Origin of the sequence: Mesorhizobium sp. B2-3-12 (assembly GCF_006442205.1) — a bacterium.
In the GTDB taxonomy this organism is placed as follows: domain Bacteria; phylum Pseudomonadota; class Alphaproteobacteria; order Rhizobiales; family Rhizobiaceae; genus Mesorhizobium.
Window position 1 is genome coordinate 894,273 of the sequence record NZ_VFVR01000001.1, and the last position, 21,757, is coordinate 916,029.

Here is a 21,757-nt window from a genome sequence, read left to right on the forward strand (position 1 = left end):
ACGCGCTTCTCCCAGGAAAACCGTTACACACTTCTCCTGGAATTGCTCTAGTGCAGCGCCTTCACCAGCGCCCCGACCATTGCCTGCGGGCGATAATTGAGCTTGGCCGGCGTTAGCCCGAGCCGTACCACGACCAATTGCTCGGAGGGAATGATGGCGACGGTCTGTCCGTCATGGCCTTCCATCCAGTAAGTGTCCTTGGGCAGGCCGGCGGCAACGCCCGCGCCGGGGGTTTCCTCATCGCCCGGCGCCTCTATCCACAACTGGCCCTTGCCGTAGACTTTCGAGGCGGGCGCCGGCTCGCGCATCCAGTCGACGAAACCGGCCGGCAGCATCTGGTTGCCGTTCCACACCCCGCTTTGCAGCAGGAACTGGCCGAAGCGCGCCCAGTCATGCGCCGTGGCGTAGAGGTAGGAAGAGCCGACGAAAGTGCCCTGCTCGTCGGTCTCGAGCACCGCGCTGTGCATGCCGAGCGGTTCGAATAGCGCCGTACGTGGCCAAGTCAGCGCCTTTGCCTTGTCGCCGATCGCGTCCTGCCAGAGCCGCGACAGCATCACCGCCGTGCCGCTCGAATAGGAAAACACCTTGCCCACCGCGCCGGTGAGCGGCTTGGCTTCGGCAAAGCCCGCCATGTCGGGCTCGAGATAGAGCATGCGCGTGACGTCGGCGACGTCGCCATAGTCCTCGTTGAATTCCAGCCCGCTCGACATCGCCATCATGTCGGCGAGGCTGATGGCGGCGCGGCCATCCGCCTTCCACGGCGTGAACAGGCCCTTGTTGTCGACTGCCATCTTGCCGTCCTTGACCAGCGTGCCGACGATGGCGGCATTCACCGTCTTGGTCATCGACCAGCCGAGCAGCGGCGTCTTGGCGGAAAAGCCGTCGCCATAGCGTTCCGCGACGACCCGTCCGTTCTTGACCACGACGATCGCGCGCATGCCGGTGCCGGCCATGGCGTCGTCGCCGACGATTTTCGCAACCTCCGGATTCTGCGAGGCATCGACCCGTTCGCCCTCGGGCCACAGCGCATCCTGGCTCGTCGCCGCGGGTTCGGCATGGACCGCCGTGCGCCGCGCCTTGCCGATATCGCCGTCCGGGACCGAAGCGCAGCCCAGCCCGTCACGGGCAACCGCCTCGCTCTTGCCGAGGAAGCCGAGCAGTCCGGCCGAAACCGTCCCCCGGTTCTTGTCGACCGAGACCCGCATCAGCCGCAGCAGCGGGTGGCCGGGCGCCTGCACATCGACGGCCAGCACCTCCTTGGCGTCGCGCCCGGCGACGAAGACGTTGGAGCAGACGATCTTGGCCGAATAGCCCGAACCGACGCGGATGAGTTCCGGCGGCGCTATATACAGCCAGGCAAACAGCGCGGCGACCGCCAGCACGATCAGGCCAAGCAGCCATTTGACGATCTTGACGACGAACCGCATGCGTTTCCTCCCAGGCAATCGCCTGCCCTTGTGTCATCGAATTGCCGCCATTGCTTCGGCAAAATCGGGCCTCTTGTCGAGCGCCGTCAACTGATTATCAACCATGATCGGCGATCACATGATGCATGTCGCCCAAAAGTGCACAGCGGTTTTGGAACAACGACATGCACGAAATCAAGATATCAGGCGATGCGTGGGGCTATCGTCTGGAGGGGCCAGACCAATTTAGGCCATCGGTGCACAGACCCATCAGCGACCGGCTGATTCCGGCTTGGAAGTTGCGATGCGTCGTCTTGCGGTTCTTTTCATGCTGACGCTGCTCGGCGCCTGCTCGACCGTGGACGATCTGTCGCCGCTGTCGCCGTCCGCGTCGAGCAGTCCGACGGTGGCCGTGCGCGCGCCGCGCTTCGCCGATTCCAAGCCGCATGAATGGGACAGCGGCGCGCCATGGAACTATGTTGTCCACGGCACCGACGTCTCCAAATACCAGACCTCGGTCGACTGGCCGGCGGCCAGGGCCAGCGGCATTTCCTTCGCCTTCATCAAGGCGACCGAGGGCGGCGACCGTTTCGATGAATATTTCAGCGAGCACTGGGCGCGCACGAAAGCCAACGGCATTCCACGCGCCGCCTATCATTTCTTCTATTTCTGCACGCCGGCGGCCACCCAGGCGCGCTGGTTCATCCAGAATGTGCCTGTCGACCGCTCGGCCATGCCGCCGGTGCTGGATATGGAATGGAATCCGAAATCGCCGACCTGCCGCCTGCGCCCCGACCCGGCCACGGTACGCGCGGAGATGACCACCTTCCTCGAAATCGTCGAGCGGCATTATGGCAAGAAACCGATCATCTACACCTCGGTCGATTTCTTCGACGACAATGAATTGTCGACCTTCCGCGGCTATCCCTACTGGCTGCGCTCCGTCGCCGGCCACCCACGCGAAAAATATGGCAGCCACCCCTTCACCTTCTGGCAGTACACCGGAACCGGTATCGTTCCCGGCATGACCGGCAAATCCGACATCAACGTCTTCAACGGCTCGGAAGCCGCTTGGAACAAGTGGCTGCGGCAGAACACGCGCTGATACCGGCTAACGGTCGCGAAGCCGGCTGGAATGGCGGCTGCGGCAGAAGAACCGTTGACACCGGGCCTGCCGCCTGCTTTTCGACACTACCAGCGGTAAAGAGTGCAACCGCTGGTAATTCAGGGCGTTAGGCTCCAGGCACGCCAATGCCCTCTTCGTTTCGAAAGGAAGCTGATGCGACTGCGTTCCCAAGCCCTCGCGGCGCTGTTTCTGTGCGCCACGGCCTTGCCGGCGATGGCGCAGGAATGCGGCGGCGATTTCGAAACCTGGAAACAGGGCGTCGCGGCGGAAGCCAAGGCCGCCGGTGTCGGCGCCGTGGGTCTCGATGCGCTGGAGGATGCCACTTTTGACCCGAGGGCCCTGGCGCGCGACCGCGCGCAGGGCGTCTTCACGCAAACCTTCGTCCAGTTTTCCAACCGCATGATCTCGGCCTACCGGCTGAAGCAAGGTGCGGCGAACATGAAGAAATACGCCGACATCTTCGCCCGCGCCGACCAGCAATTCGGCGTCCAGGCGCCTGTCATCACCGCCTTCTGGGCGCTTGAAACGGATTTCGGCGCCGTCCAGGGCGATTTCCATACGCTGAGCGCCTTGGTGACCCTGTCGCATGACTGCCGCCGCCCGCAATTGTTCCGGCAGCAACTGGTGCCGCTCCTGGAACTGATCGATCGCGGCGTGCTGCCGGCCGATGTCACGGGCGCCTGGGCCGGCGAAATCGGCCAGACGCAGATCCTGCCGTCCGACTATCTTGCGCGCGGCGTCGACGGCGATGGGGACGGCAAGATTGACCTGCGAAACAGCGTGCCGGACGTGATCATGACCACGGGCAACAAGGTGCTGTCGCGCGGCTGGAAGCGCGACGAGCCCTGGATCCAGGAAGTGCGCGTGCCCGAGGAGATGCCGTGGGACCAGACCGGGCGCACCAACAAACTGCCGCTGACGCAGTGGGCGCAGTGGGGCGTCACCAATCCCAACGGCTCGCCGCTGGTCGACAAGGGCCTGAAGGCCGGCCTGGCACTGCCGATGGGCCGCAAGGGTCCGGCCTTCCTCACCTATGAGAATTTCGACGTCTATCTCGAATGGAACCAGTCCTTTACCTACGCGCTGACCGCGGCCAATCTCGCCGCGCGGCTCGCCGGCGCGCCGCCGCTCGATCCGCGCAATCCCGAGCCAGGTCTCAACAACGACCAGATGAAGGAACTGCAGACCAAGCTCGAAGCCAGAGGCTACGACGTCGGCACCGTCGACGGCATTTTGGGCACCAACACCCGTGAAGCGATCCGCAGGGAACAGATGCGGTTGGGCATGCCGGTGGATGGCTGGCCGACGCCAGAGTTGTTGGGGAAGTTGTAAGGTAGTGAGTAGTGAGTAGTGAGTAGTGAGTAGTGAGTAGTGAAATATGGAGAATTCCCTACTGACTACTCACTACTCACTCTTTTCCTAATCCGCCATCGTCTCCAGGCTCGCAAAGCCTTGCGGCGCGTCGCCCTCGTCGAAGGGCGTCGTCACCTCGACGAAGGTGTCGGGATAAAAGCCGTTGAAGCGGGTCCTGAGCGACAGCGAGTAGGCGCCGATATGGCCGATCTCGATCCAGTCGCCGGTGTCGACGGTTTCGGGCAGCCAGAATGGCCGCGACAGGATGTCGACGGAATCGCAGGTCGCGCCGCACACCTTGAACGGCACGATGTTCTTCTCGTCGCCATTGCGCGTTCGGATCGCCGGATCGGGAATGAAGCGCGCCGGCAGCGTGATCTTGCCGGTCCATGAATCCGACAGCGACGCCCAGATGCCGTCATTGATGTAGAGACGCTTGCCCTTGCGCAACAGCACGCGCACGATCAGCGACAGGCAGCGCGCCACGATCACCCGGCCCGGCTCCGCCACCAGCGGCACCTGGTCGAACTGGTATTCCTTCAGGTCGCCCGACAGCCGCGACATGATCTGGCCGAGCGATGGCATCTCGATCTGCTTGCGGTTGGGATCATGGCCGTATTCGGCTGGAAAGCCGCCGCCGACATCGAGCCCGGCAATGTCGAAGGTCAGCCGGTTGCGCACCCAGTCGGCCGAGGCCAGCGCCCGCTCATAGGTGTCGGGATCCTCGATCTGGCTGCCGACATGGAAACACAGGCCAACCTTGTAGCCTGTGCGGTTCAACCGCTCGGCGAGTTCCACGGCATAGGCCGGCCCGGCGCCGAATTTCTTCGACAATTCGTAAGCGGCATGGCCCTTGGTCTGCACCCGCACGAAGACGGTGACCGCACCGGGATCGATGTCGAGCGCCCGCACCACCCGCGTCAGCTTGGTGATCTCGTCCTCATGGTCGAGCGAGATGACGCGGATGCCGTATTTCTCCAGCGCCAGCTTGATATCCGACTGCGCCTTGACCGGGTGCATGTAGAGCATCTCGGCATCGGGCGAGACGGCGCGCACGGCGGCGAACTCGCCTGGCGAGGCGACGTCGAAAGCGGTGACGCCGGCCTCGACCAAGGTCTTCAGCACGATCTGCTCGCCATTGGTCTTCACCGCATAGGCGGTCTTGCCGGGGAACATGCCCATGAACTGCCTGGCGTCGGCCTTCAAGACCTGCGGACGAAAGCAATAGACCGGATCGTCAGGGCGAAGCGCCAGTGCCGCCTCGCGGGCATTCTCGAATCGCTGCATGGACGAATCCTCGACTTCAGCCTGCGCACAATTAATCCAAGCTAGCGGCTAATGAAAACAATTCTGTGTCTCGCACCGCTGACGGTGCGGCAGTAGCCTTTTTGCCGGGAAGCTTGGCTGTCGGTCAGGTTTCGGGTGGCCCTTGTCGCCGAACCCGATATGGCTTCCGTCTGGCTGGCCGGCCTGGAGCCGCCTTGGGGGACAAATCACATGGCGATAGCAGCAACCGCCCCACGGGGACCGATGGCGCTCAAGGACTGGGGCCAGTTGCTGCTGCTTGGCGCGATCTGGGGCGGCTCGTTCTTCTTCGCCCGCATCGCGGTGGCGGAACTTAACCCGCTGGTGCTGGTGCTGTTTCGCGTCGCTATCGCGGCGGTCGCGCTGCAGGTCTATCTCGGCCTACGCGGCCCGTCCTTCCGCCTCGCTCTGCCGCATGCCGGCCTGTTCTTCCTGCTGGCCCTCACCAACAACGTCGTCCCCTTCTCGCTGATCTTCGCCGGCCAGACCCAGTTGGGCGCCGGTGTCGCCTCCGTCCTCAACGCCACGACGCCGTTCTGGACGCTGATCCTCGCCAACGCCCTGACCTCGGACGAAAAACTGTCCTGGAACAAGCTCGCCGGCATCGCGCTCGGCATCGCCGGCACGGCTGTCATGATCGGTCCAGGCCTGATTGCCAACCTGGGCGGCCCGGCCTGGGCGAAGTTCGCGCTGATCGGCGCCTCGCTATCCTATGGCGTCGCGCTGATGGTCGCCCGCCGCTTCAAGGGCGTGCCCTCGCCGGTCATCGCCACCGGACAGTTGACGGCCTCGACCATCATCATGATCCCGATCGTGCTCTTCGCCCATGGCACGTCCGGCCTGTTCTCCGCTTCGCCGCCGGTCTGGGCGGCCGTGCTGGCGCTGGCGCTCCTGTCCACCGCCTTTGCCTACATCCTCTACTTCAACCTCGTCGCCTCGGCCGGCGCCACCAACGCTTCGCTGGTCACCCTGGTCGTGCCGGCCAGCGCCATGCTGCTCGGTTTTCTTTTCCTGGGCGAACGGCTCGAACTGTTCGAGATCGGCGGCGTGGTGCTGATCGGCCTTGGCCTCGTCACCATCGACGGACGCATATTCGCGCGCCGCTAAGGCGAGGCATGTCGCGAAAGTCGAATGTGACTTTCGCGGAGGTAGCGCTGTCATGACACACCAACGACACCGTCCCGCCACAATTTATTCACAGGTCCGAAGCGGGGTTTTGACAAGGAGTTTCAACGGCTAACGGCGAAACTTGGGTCGCAAAATCCACAATCACGTCGCAATGCAGCATATTTTCCGCTTGCCTGTGGCACAAATGAACCTAGACTCCGGGGATAGCTCTTTAAGAGGAGGCTATGTCATGGGACTTACGAGGCCAATCAACGCATTGATGATTTGTGCTGCGTTTGCTTTCATCGGCGCCCTCATTATGGGCGTCCTTCCCTGAACCCGCCAAGACGGGGAAGACCAGCACCTAATAGTCCAACCAATTCGAAAGGCCGGGTTTTTACCCGGCCTTTTGCTTGTCCGGCTGACCCCTAGGCGGCAGCCGATCCGGCCACGTCCGGCTCGTGCGAGCGGATGCCGATCATGTGACAGACGGCGAAGACGAGATCGGCCCGGTTCATCGTATAGAAGTGAAAATCGCCGACGCCGCGCTCGACCAGGTCCAGGACCTGTTCGGCGGCCACCGCGGATGCCACCAGCGCATGCGTCTGCGGGTCGTTCTGCAGGCCATCGAAGCGCTCGGCCAGCCACGCCGGCACCAGCGCACCGCAGCGCGCCGAGAAATTGGCGACCTGGGTGAAATTGTGCACCGGCAGGATGCCTGGCACGATCGGAATGTAGATGCCGGCCCGGCGCGCGCGCTCGACGTAACGCTCGTAGAGATCGTTGTCGAAAAAGAACTGGGTGATCGCCCGCGTCGCGCCATTGTCGACCTTGCGCTTGAGCATGTCGATGTCGGTGGCGAAATCGGGGCTTTCCGGGTGCTTTTCGGGATAGGCAGAAACCGAGATGTCGAAATCGCCGGCGCCCTTCAGCGCGCCCACCAGCTCGGCGCCATTGGCGTAGCCGTCCGGATGCGGCCGGTAGGCAGCCCCGACGCCTTCCGCCGGATCGCCGCGCAAGGCGACGAAGCGCTTCACGCCCATGTCGGTGAATTCCCGGATCACGGCGTCGACCTGGTGGCGGGCCGCGTCGACGCAGGTCATGTGCGCGGCCGGCGTCAGGCTGGTCTCCTTCAGGATGCGGCCGATGGTGCGCGCGGTACGCTCACGCGTCGAACCGCCGGCGCCATAGGTCACCGAGACGAATTTCGGCTGCAGCGGCTCCAGCCTTGTGACCGTATCCCACAGCCTCGCCTCCATCTCGTCGTTCTTCGGCGGGAAGAACTCGAACGAAACCCTGACCTTGTCGCCGATATCGGGACGGCGGGAAAAGCGAAACTGGTTCATCAGGCGATTTCCCCTATCGAGCTCACTCTGGTCTGCTGGCTGGCATTGGCGGGATCAGCGATCAGCAGGCGCCGGTCGCGGCCAAGCCAAAGCTTGACGGTCAGCCTGGCCTCGTTGCCGCCGCGCGGTTCGAATTCCTGGGCATCCTCGAGATCGAGGCCGGCTTCGGAGAACCACTCGCCGATCTGCCGGTCGGAAAAGCCGAGACGCATATGGGCATGCTCGTCGCGCAGGAATTCCAGCGCGTGCGGCGCGAAATCGACGATGACCAGACGGCCCGCGGGGCGCAGCAGCCGCGCCGCCTCATGGATGGCGCGGGCGGGATCGTCGAGATAATGCAGCACCTGGTGGATGGTGACGAGATCGAACGCATCGCGCTCAACCGGCGGCGAGAAGATATCGCCCTGCCGCACCTGTGCATTCGAGACGCCGGCCTTGTCGAGATTGGCGCGTGCCACGGTCAGCATCTCGCGCGACATGTCGATGCCGACACCGCGCCGGTAGAGCGGCGAGAAGATTTCGAGCAGCCGCCCGGTGCCGGTGCCAAGGTCGAGCATGGACTGGAACGGCCGCTTGCCGACCAGCTTCAGCATCGCGGCCTCCACGGCGCGGTCGGGCACATGCAGCGAACGGATATGATCCCAGCTCGCGGCGTTCTGCGAAAAATACTCGGTGGCGCGGTCCTGGCGCTTGCGCTTGACGGAAGCCAGCCGCTCCAGATCGCGCTCGACCTGCGGGTCGGCGTCACGAATGCCGGCCACCAGCCTCAGCACGAAATCGCGCGCCGAATCGGCATCCGACAAGCGGAAGAATGCCCATGACCCTTCCTGGTAGCGGCCGATCAGCCCCGCTTCGAGCAGCAGTTTCAGATGCCGCGAGACACGTGGCTGCGACTGGCCGAGAATCTCGGTAAGGTCGGACACTGTGAGGTCGCCGCGCGACAACAGTGCCAATATGCGCAGCCGGCTGGATTCGGCCGCAGCCTTCAGCGTATCCACCATGGTGTCGAGCGAAACGTGCATGAGCGCATTCTCTTTGAAAAAGATATAAACATATGTTTATGTCGATTTTTAAAACCGTGCAAGCGCTATGTCGCTCCCGGACAACAAAATGCCGCATGCGTGTTTTTCCGGTGCGTACCACGGCAAAATGTGGTGCGGTCTTGGGGCAATGACAGGCACCAGCGCTGAGATGGGCAGAATGAGCGAACCGCGTGAGATGTTCGAGGCACGCGAAGGCGAGCGGAGACTGGAGCAGGATCCGGCGACGATGCCGCCCGATGGCGGCATCGTCTTCATCGGCCGCATCGCCTCACCTTGGATCACCCGGGAAAGCTGCCCGAAGAACATGCGCACGGCGCGCGAGAGAGGACAGCCCGCGGTGCTCACCATCGAAGCGCCCTATCGAGAAGGTCTGCGCGGACTGGAGCGCGCCAGCCACGTCGTCATCCTCTCCTGGCTGCACCACGCGCCGCGGAATCTGATCGTGCAAAAACCCCGCCATGCGGCTGATGCCAAAGGCGTATTCGGCCTGCGCTCGCCGGCCCGACCGAACCCGATCGGCCTGCATGTAGCCAAGCTCGTCGCGCTCGACGTCTCCACCGGACGCATCGACCTCGACGCCATCGACGTGCTCGACGGCACGCCGGTCATCGACATCAAGCCCTATTTCGCCTCGACCGACGCCATTGCCGAGGCGACCGTTGAGGGGCGCGAGGAGCGATGAGCGCGCCGACCGGCCGCCGCCGCGCCATCGCCAAGGCGCTGACAGCACTTCTACCGCTGGCCCCCTATGCTGACATGGAAAAGATCCGCACCGACGCCGGCGCGGTGCATATGAAGACCTTACCGCCGACGATCGCGGTCTGGCTGGCGACGATTGCGCATGTCCGTCACATGCACACGGACTACGAAAAGCTGCTCAGCGAGGGCTATGACCGCGACTCCGCGCGCTTCTTCGTCATCGAGCAGACCAACATCGTGCTCACGCGCTGGCGCGCCACGCGGCTGCTCGACGCCGACGACGAAGAGGAATGAGGCTATGCCGGACGGAACAGTGCTCACCTCGCCATGCTGGCCGGATCGCCATATCGAGGACGACTGAAGTCGGACGACTGGCTCTATGCGCCCGGCCTGCCGCCGATAGCTTGTGAGGCAATGGCCAGGAGCTGCCGATGAGCCAAATCGCACAGGATACACCGCCGCCGCCTGTGGTGAGCGATCGCCACATCGACCCGCATTCCTATCCCGACGGCATTGCCTTCCTCGATGGCCAGTACCTGCCGATGTCGCAAGCCAAGGTCTCGGTGCTGGATTGGGGATTTCTGCACTCCGACGCCACTTACGATACGGTGCATGTGTGGAACGGCCGCTTCTTCCGCCTCGATCTGCATCTCGACCGTTTCTTCGGCGGATTGGAGAAGCTGCGCATGACGATCCCGTTCGATCGCGACGGCATCGCCGAGATCCTGCACAATTGCACGGCACTTTCGGGTCATCGCGCCGCCTATGTCGAGATGCTGTGCACGCGCGGCGCTTCGCCGAGCTTCAGCCGCGACCCGCGCCAGGCGATCAACCGCTTCATGGCGTTCGCCGTGCCGTTCGGCTCGGTCGCCAATGCCGAGCAGTTGCAGCGGGGCCTGCATGTCGCCATCAGCGACAAGGTGCGCATTCCGCCAGCCTCGATCGATCCGGCGATCAAGAACTACCACTGGCTCGATCTCGTGCGCGGCCTCTACGATGCCTACGATCGCGGCGCCGAGACCGCGCTCATTCTCGACTTCAACGGCAATGTCGCCGAAGGCCCGGGCTTCAACGTCTTCCGCGTCAAGGACGGCGTGCTGGCGACACCGGCCATTGGCGTGCTGCCGGGCATCACCCGCCGCACCGTCTTCGATCTCTGTGGCGAGGAAGGCCTCACCGCGAAGGCCGCCGATGTCAGCATCGCCTCGCTCAAGGCCGCCGACGAGGTCTTCATCACCTCCACCGCCGGCGGCATCATGCCGGTGACGAAGGTTGACGGTGCCGACATCGCCGGCGGCAAGGTCGGACCGATCACCAGCCGGCTGATGGCGCTCTACTGGCAAAAGCACGACGACCCCGCCTGGTCGACCGAGGTGCACTACCCCTGACTAAGCGGCGCCTGGTCAGAGATCAGAAGGCGCCTTGTTCAAAAAGATTTCCCCTCGCCTCTGGAAAATCGCCGGACAGGCCGTATATGCCCGAAAGCGGAGAAGCCTCCGCTTTTATCCAGAAATTACGCCCGCAGGGGCAAGGATTCCACATCATGACATCCAAGGTTTGGTTCATCACCGGATCGTCCAAAGGCTTTGGCCGCGTCTGGGCCGAGGCTGCACTGGCGCGTGGCGACCGCGTTGCCGCGACCGCCCGTGACACAGGCACGCTCGCCGATCTCGTCGAAAGATACGGCGACAACATCGCCGCGATAAAGCTCGACGTCACCGACAAGAAAGCCGTCGATGCCGCTGTCGCCGAGGCGCACAAGCGCTTTGGCCGGCTCGACGTCGTCATCAACAATGCCGGCTACGGCCATTTCGGCGCCATCGAGGAAGTCAGCGAGCAGGAAGCCCGCGACCAGATCGAGACCAATGTGTTCGGCGCGCTCTGGGTCACGCAGGCTGCCCTGCCGATCATGCGGGCGCAGCGGTCCGGCCACATCATCCAGATCTCGTCGATCGGCGGTGTCAATGCTTTTGCCTCGCTCGGCCTCTACCACGCCTCCAAATGGGCGCTGGAAGCCTTCAGCCAGTCGCTCGGCATCGAGGTCGCGGAATTCGGCATCCATGTCACGCTGGTCGAGCCGGGCGGTTTTTCCACCGACTGGTCGGGAGCATCGGCCAAGGTCTCCAAGCCGATCGAGGCCTATGCGCCTGCCCGCGCCAAGATGGCCGAGCGCCGCGCCAGCTCGGTTGCCGGCGATCCCGAGGCGACCGGCCCGGCCATGCTTGCCATCGTCGATGCGGCCGAGCCGCCGCTCAGGGTATTCTTCGGCGATGGCGGCCTGCCGATGATCCGCCAGGAATACGCCAACCGCCTCGCCACCTGGGACAAGTGGGACCACGTCTCCGTCATGGCGCAAGGCGCCAACAAGAACCGCAAGGGCTGACCTTTGCCGTTCTGCCACGCCGCCTCCCCGGCGTGGCTATGCCTTGTAGATCCACTGCTCCGGCACGCGCACCGAAATCTCTTCGCCGGTCCTGACGATGCCGGGCTTTTCAACCCAGGCGACGACGCCGCGCAACCGCTTCGCCGCCTTGGGAAACAACAGCGCACCGGCTTCGACATCGGGCATTCCGACGTTCTCGGCGATCGATCGTCCGGCGATACGGCATGGTCCGTTTTGTGCGTCCACCTTGAGGGTCACGCCCCCCTTGAAGAACAACAGCGTGCCTGCCGGCAGCATCGAAAGATGCGGTACGCCTTCGATCACCAGATTGGCACCGATCCACTCGGGCCTGATTTCGGTGAGGCCCATCCGTTCGGCGACGATGGCCAGTTCGTCCGCCGCCACGATGGAGAGCTGCCTTTCATTGCGCATCTCGGTGCCGCGCGGATACCACGGCTCGCGTCCGCCCGAGCGCCGCGTCGGCCCGGCATGGAAATCGCCCGATATGCCGTCGAAACCCAGACGCAATTCATCCACAGGTCTTGTCTGGAAATGATCCGCTGGCGCGACATAGAGCGCGGCCGCGCGGGCAGTAAGCTTCTTCGCCGGGATGATTTCGACCGGCTTCTCGGCCTCGGGGAAGAGATCCAGCATGGCGTTGCGTCCTTTCGCGAAGCATTGGAATAGCTGGCTGGGTTTGAAGACGTCCAGTCGAAATTGCTGATGGAAGGATCAGCCGCGACGATGCCGCTTGATCACAACCTTCTTACCGCAAACCGGCGCGGCGCCGCATTGCCGCCGCGCCGCGCCGGCTTCATGGTGGTCCAGACCATGGATGGAGGTTCCGCATGCGCCCCGGTACGGCAATCGCAGCGCTTTGGCTGTTCTGGGTGGTATCCTGGATCCTCGCCGCATCCTGGGCCGATCCGGCCAAAAAGCGCGCCACCATTGGAGCGGAGGCCCGCTACCGCGTCTTCTGGCTGGCCGGCACCGCCCTGCTCTTCATTCCAGCGCACGGCTATGAAGGCCGGCTAAGATTGTGGGCTCCGACCCTTACCGAAGCCTGGGCCTGCGTTGCCCTGGTTGCGGTCGGCATCGCCTTCGCCTGGTGGGCGCGCATCCATCTGGGCAGGCTGTGGTCGGCCTCGGTCACCGCCAAGGCGGATCATCGCGTGGTCGACACCGGCCCCTATCGCCTGGTCCGGCATCCGATCTATACCGGGCTGCTCTTGTCGGTGCTCGCCACCATGGCGGCGAAGGGCACGATCTGGGGCATTGCGGGGACGGCGCTGCTCATCATCGGCGTCGTCGTGAAGGCAAGGCTGGAAGAGGGTTTGCTGCGCGGCGAACTTGGCCCCGCCTATGATGATTACGCGCGGCGAGTGCCGATGCTGGTTCCCTTCACGCCGGCCTGACGCGCAGCCCTCGGTCACAGCATCCGCAGCAGCGCGCCACCGATCGAATATCCGGCCCCGAAGGCGCAGATCAGGCCGAAATCGCCGGGTTTCATGTCGGCATGGTTTTCCGAAAGCGCCACGATGGCGCCGGCGCCCGCCGTATTGCCCAGCCGCTCCAGCACCATCGGCGCGCGGTCGTGGTCGACATCATGGCCGAACGCCAGTTTCAGGATCATCGCGTTCATGCGCGCATTGGCCTGGTGCAGCCAGAAGCGCCTGATCGCCTCCGGCGTCAGACCGTGCTCGGCAAGGAATTCGACGATGAATTTGTGCCCGGCGACGGTGACTTCCTTGAACACCTTGTTGCCGACCTGCTTGATGAGATTGCCCTCAAGGTCGATCATGTAGGGATCGTCCTGGGCGGTGCGGGTGTGGTAGCCGAGATTGGTGCGAATGTTGTTCGACATCTGCGTCCAGAGGCGCGTGTCCAGCACCTCGAAGCGGCCCGGCCGCTTCTCCCCCTGGGTGAGCCCCTCGACCACCATCGACACCGAAGCGTCGCCGAAGATGAAGTGCGTCTGCCGGTCGCGGAAATTGAGATGGCCGGTGATGATCTCGGGCGTCGTCACCAGGACGCGCTTGTGGGCGCCCGAGCGCACCAGATTGACCGCCATGTGCAGCGCCGCCGCCGCGGACGAACAGCCAAGCCCCATGTCGAAGCCGGCGCCGCGCGTGCCCAGAGCCGCCTGCATTTCGATGGCGATTGCCGGATACGGCCTTTGCTGATGCGAGGACGAGCAGATCACCAGATCGATCTCCGACGCCTCGATGCCGGCGTGCTCGATCGCCTTCCCAGCCGAAGCGATGCCGAATTCCGCCTGCAGCGAAAGCGCGTCGTCCGGGCGCGCCGGAATGCGCGGCGCCATGCGGGTCGGGTCGAGAATGCCTTCCCGTTCGATCACGTGGCGGGAGCGCACACCCGAGGCATGGACGATGAAGTCGGCATCCGATTTCTGCAGCGGCGTCTCGCCGGCGGCCTGGCGCCGCGTGTTCTCCGTGTCGACCCAGGCATTGAAGCTGGCGACCAGTTCCTCGTTCGTGATGACAGGCTTGGGGATTTCAGCGCCGATGCCGCTGATGATGACGCGATGCATGTTCCAGTCCGTCCCATCCGCGGGCGATGCGGCTTCATGTGGGCGCCGAAACGCTTCGGCGCAACACTTTTCTCATCTGGCCGGTTTACGCCGGCTTAAACCAAAGGTTTGGGCCGGCTCAACAAGCTTCACCAGGCGCACAGCTTGGTATTGGTCTGCGGGTTGTTCCAGCACGCGCCGTCGTCGCGGCTGCGCACGAATTGCCCCGGCAGCGGCACGTTGCGCCGCCCGAGATTGACATAGCCATAGGCAAAGCCCGGTCCGTCGATCTCCAGCACATAGGTCGGATAGCCCGGCGCCGAGATGCGGAAGCTGCCGGCATCGTCGATCGCCCGGTAGGCGCATGCAAAATAGCCGTCATCGCTGGTGAAGCACCGTGCTCGCTTGGCCTCGGCCGAGACCGAAAAAGCCAGAAGCGCCGCCGCGCACACCCCACACCCATAAAGCAGTTTTCTCAACATCGCATTCACCCCCTTGCATACGGGCCATCATGAGCCCGCAAGATGAATTGCGCATGGCGGCGAAAACGGGTCAAGCGGCAGCAACGACGCGCTGGCCAAGGGGTAATGTTGGCCTAGCCCGCCCGCTTGGCGACGATGAAGAGACGCGGAAAACGCAGCAGCACCTTGCCGTCGGCGGTCTTCGGATAGGCCTTGGCGATCCTGGCCGTGTAGCTGTCGAGGAACAACTTGCGCTCCTCCGCATCGAGCGAATCGAGAAACGGCTTCAGCCCGGTCGACTTCACCCATTCGACGATTGCCTCGGCATTGGCGAGCGGGTGGTTGTAGACGGTGTGCCAGATGTCGAGCCGATCCGAGAGCGGCGATAACAGGTCGTAATAGAACGACACGGTCGGCAAGGGTGCACGCGCGGCGCTCTTCAATTTTTCGGCAAATGGCGCTTCCGCCGCCGTCTCGCGCATCAGGCGATGCGAGTCCTCGCCCATATTGTCGGGCATCTGGATGGCCAGCGCGCCGCCGGGCGCGAGAAAACCCATCAGCCGCTGGAACACCGCCGGATGCTCCGGCAGCCACTGGAAGACGGCGTTGGCGAAGATCACATTGACGGGCTCGGCCGGCTGCCATTTGGAGGCGTCCGCCAGATCGAAGCTTACATTGGGCAGGCGCGCCCTCGCCTTCTCGATCATATCGGGCGAGGTGTCGAAGCCGCTCACCTGCGCGTCCGGCCAGCGCCCGACCAGAAGTTCTGTCGAATTGCCCGGTCCGCAGCCGATGTCGACGACCCGGCGCGGAAAGTCGACGGGAACCTGTGCCACCAGGTCCCGTGCAGGCCGCGTGCGCTCGTCCTCGAATTTCAGATATTGGGCGGCGGACCAATCAGCCATTTGAGCTCCTCATATTCCTGAGAAATTCGCCGCCCGGTAAACCCTTTACCGCGTCAGCCTCTTGTAGGTCATGCGGTGCGGGTTGACGGCTTCGGGCCCGAGCCGGCGGATCTTGTCCTGCTCGTAATCCTCGAAATTGCCCTCGAACCATTCGACATGGCTGTCGCCCTCGAAGGCGAGAATGTGCGTCGCCAGGCGGTCGAGGAACATGCGATCGTGCGAGATGATAACGGCGCAGCCGGCAAAATTTTCCAGTGCGTCTTCGAGTGCTGCGAGCGTTTCCGTATCGAGATCGTTGGTCGGTTCGTCGAGCAGCAGCACGTTGCCGCCGGTCTTCAGCATCTTGGCCAGATGCACGCGGTTGCGCTGACCGCCGGACAGATTGCCGACCTTCTGCTGCTGGTCACCGCCACGGAAGTTGAACGAGGCGCAATAGGCACGCGTGTTGGCCTCGAACTTGCCGAGTTTGACCACTTCGGCGCCGCCCGAAATCTCTTCCCAGACCGTCTTTGAAGGATCGAGCTGGTCGCGGCTCTGGTCGACATAGCCGAGCTTGACGGTCTCGCCGACGCGGACTGTGCCCGCATCCGGCTTTTCCTGGCCGGTGATCATGCGGAACAGTGTCGTCTTGCCGGCGCCGTTCGGGCCGATGACGCCGACAATGCCGCCCGGCGGCAGCTTGAATTCCAGGCCGTCGATCAGCAGCGTGTCGCCAAAGCCCTTCGACAGGCCGTCGACCTCGATCACCACATTGCCGAGCCGCTCGCCATGCGGAATGACGATCTGCGTGTCGGTCGGACGGCGGCTGTCGGCTGCGTCCAGCAGGTCCTGGAAGGCCTGGATACGCGCCTTGGACTTGGTTTGACGGGCCTTCGGGCTGGACTGGATCCACTCGCGCTCGCGGCCGATGGCACGCTGGCGGGCGTCGTCCTCGCGGCCTTCCTGCTTGAGGCGCTTGGCCTTGGCTTCGAGATATTTGGTGTAGTTGCCCTCATAGGGAATGCTGCGGCCGCGATCGAGTTCGAGGATCCAGCCGGTGACATTGTCGAGGAAATAGCGGTCGTGGGTGATGATCATCACCGCGCCGGGATAGGCGCGAAGATGCTTTTCCAGCCACGCCGTGGTCTCGGCGTCGAGATGGTTGGTCGGTTCGTCGAGCAGCAGAAGGTCGGGCTGGCGCAGCAGGAGCTGGCAGAGCGCGACGCGGCGGCGCTCGCCGCCCGACAGCTTGGTGACTTCTGAATCCTTGGGCGGGCAGCCCAACGCTTCCATCGCCATCTCGACCTGCTGTTCCAGATCCCAAAGGTTCAGCCGGTCCATCTCATCCTGGAGCTTGGCGGACTCGTCCGCCGTCTCGTCGGAATAGTTCATCATCAGTTCGTTGTAGCGCTCGATGATGGCGGTCTTGGCCGCGACACCTTCCATGATGTTCTCGAACACCGTCTTCTTCGGGTCGAGCGCCGGTTCCTGCGCCAGGTAGCCGACGGTGGCGCCTTCAGCGAGCCACGCTTCGCCGCTCCAGTCCTTGTCGATGCCGGCCATGATCTTGAGGATCGTCGACTTGCCGGCGCCGTTGGGGCCGAGAATGCCGATCTTGGCGTCGGGGTAGAAGGACAGATGAACGTTCTCGAGCACCTTCTTGGTGCCATAGGCCTTGTTGAGGCCGGCCATGTGATAGATGAACTGGCGTGCCACGCGCGCTTTCCCTGAAAAAATGACTGGATTTGTCGAATTGAATGGAGGTTGGCCGCTATGTAGGCGATGCGGCGGCGAACGGCAATCGCTTTTGCCAGATCAGGCCAGCCACACGAACATGTGCGCGCCGCCGATGAAGTTTTCCAACGGCCGCCATGCGCCTCGAAATCTCTGGTTAACCCTTGGGCGTCAAAACAGGATCGGGGTGGAATCGCCGGCTTGCCGCGATTTCTGGCGCGAGAGAGAACGGATCGACGGTCGTGTTGAACAGTTTCCTGCTCCTCGCCGAAGCCGTCGTCTACTTCAGCGTCATGGTCACGCTTTTCCGCTTCCGCAAGCGCATTGGTCTCGGCGTCTTCGTCTGCGCGCTCGGCGCCATGCATTTCCTGGAAACCTATCTCGCCAGCGTTTTTTACGTCGCCTTGCCGTTCGGCATGGTCTCGCCGGGCTCGGCGGTGCTGTTTTCCGGCAAGCTGGTGATGCTGCTCCTGCTCTACATCAAGGAAGACGCCGCCACCGTGCGCCAGCCCATCTATGGCCTGCTGCTTGGCAATGCGCTGATGATCGGCCTGGGGCTGTTGCTGCGCATGCATGCCATCGCGCCGCTGCCCGACGGCAAGATGCCCGACATCGCCTTCATCGACGAGATGGGCTGGCTGATGGTGTGGGGCACGACGCTGCTGTTCATCGACGCCATCCTGATCATCCTGCTCTATGAAAAGCTTGGCAGGTATCTGCGCCAGGCACAGTTCGCGCGCATCCTGATCTGCGTCGCCTGCGTGCTCACCTTCGACCAGGCAGGCTTCTTCACCGCACTGCATTTCGTTGCCGGCGCGCCGATCGCGGTCTTCTTCGGCGGCTGGTTCGCCAAGATGGTGGCCGCACTGACCTTCAGCGCCATGCTGGTCGCCTATCTCAGATGGTTCGAGGTCCGTGACATCCAGATGCCGCGCGGCCTGACCGACATTTTCGAAACCCTGACCTATCGCGAGCGCTACGAAGCGCTGGTCGAACATGTCGGCCGCGATGGCCTGACCGGCCTGTTGCACCGCGGGCGCTTCGATGCCGATGGCGAGGCCGCCGTCCAGTCCAGCCTGCGCACGGCAAGGCCGCTCAGCCTGCTCATCGTCGATGTCGACCACTTCAAATCGATCAACGACCGCTTCGGCCATGCCGAGGGCGACAAGGTGCTGAAGGCGGTCGCGGCCGTGCTTTGCGAGGCGGCAAGCGCCGAGGACCAGGTGTTCCGGATCGGGGGCGAGGAATTCGCCATCCTGAGTTCGCGTCCGCATGCCGTCGCCAGGCTGTTTGGCGAAAGCGTCCGCACGGCGGTCAAGGCATCGGCCGCCACCAGCCGGTTCGAACTGACCGTCAGCGCCGGCGTTTCCACCGTCAGCGAAACGACGCAGTGCCTGGCCGACCTGTTCGCGCTCGCCGACCAGCGTCTTTACAAGGCGAAGTCGACCGGGCGCGACCGCGTCGTCGGCGAACCCGGCGGGCATGAGCCCGATGCCCCCGTCGCCTGGACCAGGTCCGCCCAGATTTAGCCGGATCTGACGTCGTCGCTACGACTTCCGCTGCCGCGCGATGCCGGTCAGCGTCGAGACCGCCATCAGCGCGATCGCCAGCCATTTCAGCGCCGTGATGATCGGCCCGGCTTCGATGTCATAGGCGATGAACAGCAGGATACCCGGCACCAGCAGGCCGCACATGATCAGCATGATGCGGTTGATCTGCCAGGACACTTTTGATGCCAGCACCTCATCCCCGGCCGCTGGAACCAGCGCCTCTCGCATCGCCTTGCCGCCGACCAGCATGGCCGAGAAGCGCATCGAGATCGGCAGGCCGAGCCCGATGATGAGGAAGGCGCAAGCCGCCAGCAGCAGCGAGAACTTCAGCGCGCTGGTCTCCGCCGGGACGGGAAACAGCAGCGTCGCCAGCGGCAGGAAGACGCCGAAAATGCCAAGGGCGGCGATGGCGATGAAGATCGCCGCGTTGACGACCGTGAAGAGCTGATAGGTACCGGCGCCGATCGGCGCGGACAGCGCGCGCATCCGCGTCCACTCAGGCTCGCTGTAGGAAAAACCGGGCCATTCCATGCGGGCATCGTTGATCGAGACCATGCCCTTGGCCCAGAAGGCCAGCCGCGCCAGCGCGCCGCTCGTGATGCCACTCATTGCAACCCCCGCTGAATGAACCGCCACGCAAACATAACACCAGCCGAAACAAGCGAAAGCCCGGCTGGCTGCCTAATCCCCCGCGTTACTGGAACCCGATCGCATCGACCGTGCCTGTCGGGCAGCCGGCCTTGTTGGTCGGCACCGAGGCCAGCAGCAGGTCCTTGAGTGAACTGTTCGGGCCGATCGGACCGGCAAGACCGAGCGTCAGTTCGCCGATCAGCCGGCGGCCGCTCGAAGGATCGATCACGCAGGACACCCGCACCCGGTCTCCCGCACCGGAGCCAAAGGCGGTGTCGAAGGCGCCGCGAATTTGGTCGGCCGTCAGCTTGCCGCCGATATTCCTGGCGAAGAGATCGCGCACCGGCGAGCTATTCACCTCCCGCATCAGGCCGAGAGCATCCGAAAAATACTCCTGCTGGCTCTTGCCGTAGCACGTGCCGTGCTTGATCCATTCATGCCGTTCCAGCTTCGAGGCGGTGCCTGGCATCACCTTGTCGAGCTCCGTGCGCGTGCCTGCGTCGAGATTGACCGGAGGCAGGTCTTTCCAATGGGCAGGATTGTCATTGGCCTTGTCGCTTGCCGACACCTGGCAATAGAAATTGCCGTTCGGCTGCGGCCACAGGCCGTGCAGCGTGAAATTGGTGGCATCGAACTCGCCGGGGTTTTGCGCCTTGCATTCGGTCTTGTTCGACTTGGTCTCGCAAAAGGCCGGTTGCCAGCTCAAGGCGAAGACATATTCGGGTTTTCCCGATGGGGCGGGCTTGCCTTGCCCGCCGGGTGCCGCAGGCACGGCCGCGGCGCTGCTGCCCGACAGATGGCCGCAGCTGACCTTCACCCAGCGGCGCTCGGGATCGGCGCCCGGCACCAGGATGAGATAGTGGGTCGGCGTGTCCTTGTTGCCGGCGAGCAGCTGATAGCTCTGTCCGGCATCGGTCGAGACATTGCCCGGATTCTTGCCGTTCTTGATCGCCTGCGTTGCCGGACAAGAGGCGTCGGCTACGAAAGTGCCGCTCATCTTGACGTCGGCCCGCGCCGCCCCGGCCAGCGATGCCGCCAGCAAGGCCAATCCGAAAACAACAGCAATGCGCATGGAGAATCCCCGGCTGGAAGAAAGTGGGCGACAGACTGAAGCTGTCTCCATGTCAGAATTGCGATATTTTGCGGGTCCGTGGCAAGAAAGATCGTCGCGGCAAGGCCGGCGGGCCGGATTGACGCAAATCCGGCGCTGGCGCACACCTTGGACATCGCAAAGACGAACCAGGGGGAGACCAGTCGGCATGCCATTCAGCCAGCAGCGCGTGGTTCGCTCGCCGACCGGCGCCGACCTCAATCTGTTCGTCCGGCAGGCCGACAGCCCCGCGCGGGCGGTGGTCCAGATCAATCACGGTCTGGCCGAGCATGCCGCGCGTTACGACCGCTTCGCCGCTTTCCTGGCCGCCCGGGGCTTCCATGTCTATGTCCATGACCACCGTGGCCATGGCGCGACCAAGGCGCCCGACGCGCCGCTCGGCAGATTCGCCGACAAGGACGGCCCGGCCAAGGTGATCGCCGATGTCGACGCCCTCCACGATCTCATCGCCCGCGAACAGCCTGACCTGCCGGTGATCCTTTTCGGCCACTCGATGGGCGCGTCCGTGGCGCTGAACTACCTGTTGAGCCATTACGGGCGCATTCATGCCGCCGCGATCTGGAACGGCAATTTCTCACAAGGCCTGCTCGGCCAGATGGCGCTCGGTGTCCTCGCCTGGGAACGGATGCGGCTCGGCTCCGATGTCCCGTCACGCCTGCTGCCGAAACTCACCTTCCAGGCCTGGGGCAAGGCGGTGCCCAACCATCGCACCTTGTTCGACTGGCTGTCGCGCGACGAGGCGGAGGTGGCGAAATACATCGCCGATCCGCTGTGCGGCTGGGATGCCTCCATCTCGATGTGGCGCGATGTCGTCGCCATGGCGCTGAACGGCGGCAAGGATGCAGGCTTCGCCACCGTTCGCCGCGACCTCCCCGTCGCCATCGTTGGCGGCGAGAAAGACCCCGCCTCGGACTATGGCAAGGGCATCGCCCACCTCGCCAATCGCATGCGCAAGATGGGCTTTTCGAATCTGGTTTCAACGGTTTACGCCGAGACCCGCCACGAAAGCCTGAACGAGGTGAACCGGGACACCATCATGGGCGATTTCGCCGCCTGGGCGGACAATGTCCTGAAGGCGTGACGGATTGG

At 63.8% G+C, this 21,757-nt stretch carries 21 protein-coding genes; 10 read left to right on the forward strand and 11 right to left on the reverse strand.

Annotated elements, in window-relative coordinates; genetic code table 11:
* Window positions 1-47: 47 nt before the first annotated feature.
* Complete coding sequence (locus FJ948_RS04355) at window positions 48-1,427, reverse strand: serine hydrolase (protein ID WP_140701935.1); 1,380 nt, start codon at window positions 1,425-1,427, stop codon at window positions 48-50.
* 283 nt (window positions 1,428-1,710) lie between these two features.
* Here FJ948_RS04355 and FJ948_RS04360 point away from each other — a divergent pair, with 283 nt between their 5' ends.
* Complete coding sequence (locus FJ948_RS04360; RefSeq protein ID WP_140701936.1) at window positions 1,711-2,511, forward strand: GH25 family lysozyme; 801 nt, start codon at window positions 1,711-1,713, stop codon at window positions 2,509-2,511.
* A 174-nt stretch (window positions 2,512-2,685) separates the two neighbouring features.
* Entirely contained in the window at window positions 2,686-3,864 is a 1,179-nt protein-coding gene (locus tag FJ948_RS04365) for a lytic murein transglycosylase (RefSeq protein WP_140701937.1), read from the forward strand.
* A gap of 87 nt (window positions 3,865-3,951) precedes the next feature.
* Here FJ948_RS04365 and FJ948_RS04370 read toward each other — a convergent pair whose 3' ends face one another.
* A complete protein-coding gene (locus FJ948_RS04370; RefSeq protein ID WP_140701938.1) occupies window positions 3,952-5,172 on the reverse strand; it encodes an alanine racemase in 1,221 nt (406 codons plus the stop codon).
* A gap of 210 nt (window positions 5,173-5,382) precedes the next feature.
* On the opposite strand from FJ948_RS04370, the gene FJ948_RS04375 reads away from it, so the two are divergent.
* The gene (locus tag FJ948_RS04375) at window positions 5,383-6,297 is read left to right on the forward strand and encodes a DMT family transporter (RefSeq protein ID WP_140701939.1); all 915 of its coding nucleotides are present in this window, start codon (window positions 5,383-5,385) and stop codon (window positions 6,295-6,297) included.
* A gap of 428 nt (window positions 6,298-6,725) precedes the next feature.
* On the opposite strand, the gene metF is transcribed toward FJ948_RS04375, so the two are convergent.
* Window positions 6,726-7,643: a methylenetetrahydrofolate reductase [NAD(P)H] gene (metF, locus tag FJ948_RS04380; RefSeq protein WP_140701940.1), complete on the reverse strand. Its 918-nt coding sequence runs from the start codon at window positions 7,641-7,643 to the stop codon at window positions 6,726-6,728.
* Window positions 7,643-8,665 carry a metalloregulator ArsR/SmtB family transcription factor gene (locus tag FJ948_RS04385; protein WP_140701941.1) on the reverse strand — a complete coding sequence of 341 codons (1,023 nt, stop codon included), beginning with the start codon at window positions 8,663-8,665 and terminating at the stop codon, window positions 7,643-7,645. The genes metF and FJ948_RS04385 overlap by 1 nt, the downstream gene beginning before the upstream one ends.
* Before the next feature lie 178 nt (window positions 8,666-8,843).
* Between FJ948_RS04385 and tsaA the strand changes: the two genes are divergently transcribed.
* The 4 genes from tsaA (at window position 8,844) to FJ948_RS04405 (ending at window position 11,768) form a co-directional block, all read left to right on the forward strand.
* The gene (gene tsaA, locus FJ948_RS04390) at window positions 8,844-9,368 is read left to right on the forward strand and encodes a tRNA (N6-threonylcarbamoyladenosine(37)-N6)-methyltransferase TrmO (RefSeq protein WP_140701942.1); all 525 of its coding nucleotides are present in this window, start codon (window positions 8,844-8,846) and stop codon (window positions 9,366-9,368) included.
* Entirely contained in the window at window positions 9,365-9,679 is a 315-nt protein-coding gene (locus tag FJ948_RS04395; RefSeq protein ID WP_140701943.1) for a DUF2293 domain-containing protein, read from the forward strand. The genes tsaA and FJ948_RS04395 overlap by 4 nt, the downstream gene beginning before the upstream one ends.
* 137 nt (window positions 9,680-9,816) lie before the next feature.
* A complete protein-coding gene (locus tag FJ948_RS04400; RefSeq protein WP_140701944.1) occupies window positions 9,817-10,773 on the forward strand; it encodes a D-amino acid aminotransferase in 957 nt (318 codons plus the stop codon).
* A gap of 155 nt (window positions 10,774-10,928) precedes the next feature.
* A complete protein-coding gene (locus FJ948_RS04405; protein WP_140701945.1) occupies window positions 10,929-11,768 on the forward strand; it encodes an SDR family oxidoreductase in 840 nt (279 codons plus the stop codon).
* A gap of 36 nt (window positions 11,769-11,804) precedes the next feature.
* On the opposite strand, the gene FJ948_RS04410 is transcribed toward FJ948_RS04405, so the two are convergent.
* Complete coding sequence (locus FJ948_RS04410; protein ID WP_140701946.1) at window positions 11,805-12,422, reverse strand: MOSC domain-containing protein; 618 nt, start codon at window positions 12,420-12,422, stop codon at window positions 11,805-11,807.
* A gap of 194 nt (window positions 12,423-12,616) precedes the next feature.
* Here FJ948_RS04410 and FJ948_RS04415 point away from each other — a divergent pair, with 194 nt between their 5' ends.
* Window positions 12,617-13,183 carry an isoprenylcysteine carboxylmethyltransferase family protein gene (locus FJ948_RS04415; protein ID WP_140701947.1) on the forward strand — a complete coding sequence of 189 codons (567 nt, stop codon included), beginning with the start codon at window positions 12,617-12,619 and terminating at the stop codon, window positions 13,181-13,183.
* 14 nt (window positions 13,184-13,197) lie between these two features.
* Here the strand turns inward: FJ948_RS04415 and FJ948_RS04420 are convergent, their stop codons facing one another.
* The 4 genes from FJ948_RS04420 to ettA form a co-directional block, all read right to left on the reverse strand.
* Complete coding sequence (locus FJ948_RS04420; protein WP_140701948.1) at window positions 13,198-14,319, reverse strand: beta-ketoacyl-ACP synthase III; 1,122 nt, start codon at window positions 14,317-14,319, stop codon at window positions 13,198-13,200.
* 128 nt (window positions 14,320-14,447) lie between these two features.
* Window positions 14,448-14,780, reverse strand: coding sequence for a hypothetical protein (locus FJ948_RS04425; protein ID WP_140701949.1), 333 nt, complete (start codon window positions 14,778-14,780; stop codon window positions 14,448-14,450).
* 113 nt (window positions 14,781-14,893) lie between these two features.
* Window positions 14,894-15,664 (reverse strand): trans-aconitate 2-methyltransferase, encoded by a 771-nt coding sequence (gene tam / locus FJ948_RS04430; RefSeq protein ID WP_140701950.1) that lies wholly within the window; start codon window positions 15,662-15,664, stop codon window positions 14,894-14,896.
* Window positions 15,665-15,709: 45 nt separating this feature from the next.
* Complete coding sequence (gene ettA / locus FJ948_RS04435) at window positions 15,710-17,359, reverse strand: energy-dependent translational throttle protein EttA (protein WP_140701951.1); 1,650 nt, start codon at window positions 17,357-17,359, stop codon at window positions 15,710-15,712.
* Window positions 17,360-17,619: 260 nt separating this feature from the next.
* Between ettA and FJ948_RS04440 the strand changes: the two genes are divergently transcribed.
* Window positions 17,620-18,906, forward strand: a complete 1,287-nt coding sequence (locus tag FJ948_RS04440) for a GGDEF domain-containing protein (protein ID WP_140701952.1) — start codon at window positions 17,620-17,622, stop codon at window positions 18,904-18,906.
* A gap of 18 nt (window positions 18,907-18,924) precedes the next feature.
* Here FJ948_RS04440 and FJ948_RS04445 read toward each other — a convergent pair whose 3' ends face one another.
* Both FJ948_RS04445 and FJ948_RS04450 read right to left on the reverse strand, forming a co-directional pair.
* On the reverse strand, window positions 18,925-19,536 hold the full coding sequence (locus FJ948_RS04445; protein ID WP_140701953.1) for a hypothetical protein: 612 nt from the start codon (window positions 19,534-19,536) through the stop codon (window positions 18,925-18,927).
* An 85-nt stretch (window positions 19,537-19,621) separates the two neighbouring features.
* Complete coding sequence (locus FJ948_RS04450) at window positions 19,622-20,629, reverse strand: ribonuclease (protein WP_140701954.1); 1,008 nt, start codon at window positions 20,627-20,629, stop codon at window positions 19,622-19,624.
* Window positions 20,630-20,816: 187 nt separating this feature from the next.
* Here FJ948_RS04450 and FJ948_RS04455 point away from each other — a divergent pair, with 187 nt between their 5' ends.
* Window positions 20,817-21,749 carry an alpha/beta hydrolase gene (locus FJ948_RS04455; RefSeq protein WP_140701955.1) on the forward strand — a complete coding sequence of 311 codons (933 nt, stop codon included), beginning with the start codon at window positions 20,817-20,819 and terminating at the stop codon, window positions 21,747-21,749.
* Window positions 21,750-21,757 lie beyond the last annotated feature (8 nt).

Bases quoted from the DNA above. Each gene is read 5' to 3' on its own strand.
- FJ948_RS04355 (WP_140701935.1), bottom strand. From the start codon at position 1,427: ATGCGGTTCGTCGTCAAGATCGTCAAATGGCTGCTTGGCCTGATCGTG.
- FJ948_RS04360 (WP_140701936.1), top strand. From the start codon at position 1,711: ATGCGTCGTCTTGCGGTTCTTTTCATGCTGACGCTGCTCGGCGCCTGC.
- FJ948_RS04365 (WP_140701937.1), top strand. From the start codon at position 2,686: ATGCGACTGCGTTCCCAAGCCCTCGCGGCGCTGTTTCTGTGCGCCACG.
- FJ948_RS04370 (WP_140701938.1), bottom strand. From the start codon at position 5,172: ATGCAGCGATTCGAGAATGCCCGCGAGGCGGCACTGGCGCTTCGCCCT.
- FJ948_RS04375 (WP_140701939.1), top strand. From the start codon at position 5,383: ATGGCGATAGCAGCAACCGCCCCACGGGGACCGATGGCGCTCAAGGAC.
- metF (WP_140701940.1), bottom strand. From the start codon at position 7,643: ATGAACCAGTTTCGCTTTTCCCGCCGTCCCGATATCGGCGACAAGGTC.
- FJ948_RS04385 (WP_140701941.1), bottom strand. From the start codon at position 8,665: ATGCACGTTTCGCTCGACACCATGGTGGATACGCTGAAGGCTGCGGCC.
- tsaA (WP_140701942.1), top strand. From the start codon at position 8,844: ATGAGCGAACCGCGTGAGATGTTCGAGGCACGCGAAGGCGAGCGGAGA.
- FJ948_RS04395 (WP_140701943.1), top strand. From the start codon at position 9,365: ATGAGCGCGCCGACCGGCCGCCGCCGCGCCATCGCCAAGGCGCTGACA.
- FJ948_RS04400 (WP_140701944.1), top strand. From the start codon at position 9,817: ATGAGCCAAATCGCACAGGATACACCGCCGCCGCCTGTGGTGAGCGAT.
- FJ948_RS04405 (WP_140701945.1), top strand. From the start codon at position 10,929: ATGACATCCAAGGTTTGGTTCATCACCGGATCGTCCAAAGGCTTTGGC.
- FJ948_RS04410 (WP_140701946.1), bottom strand. From the start codon at position 12,422: ATGCTGGATCTCTTCCCCGAGGCCGAGAAGCCGGTCGAAATCATCCCG.
- FJ948_RS04415 (WP_140701947.1), top strand. From the start codon at position 12,617: ATGCGCCCCGGTACGGCAATCGCAGCGCTTTGGCTGTTCTGGGTGGTA.
- FJ948_RS04420 (WP_140701948.1), bottom strand. From the start codon at position 14,319: ATGCATCGCGTCATCATCAGCGGCATCGGCGCTGAAATCCCCAAGCCT.
- FJ948_RS04425 (WP_140701949.1), bottom strand. From the start codon at position 14,780: ATGTTGAGAAAACTGCTTTATGGGTGTGGGGTGTGCGCGGCGGCGCTT.
- tam (WP_140701950.1), bottom strand. From the start codon at position 15,664: ATGGCTGATTGGTCCGCCGCCCAATATCTGAAATTCGAGGACGAGCGC.
- FJ948_RS04445 (WP_140701953.1), bottom strand. From the start codon at position 19,536: ATGAGTGGCATCACGAGCGGCGCGCTGGCGCGGCTGGCCTTCTGGGCC.
- FJ948_RS04450 (WP_140701954.1), bottom strand. From the start codon at position 20,629: ATGCGCATTGCTGTTGTTTTCGGATTGGCCTTGCTGGCGGCATCGCTG.
- FJ948_RS04455 (WP_140701955.1), top strand. From the start codon at position 20,817: ATGCCATTCAGCCAGCAGCGCGTGGTTCGCTCGCCGACCGGCGCCGAC.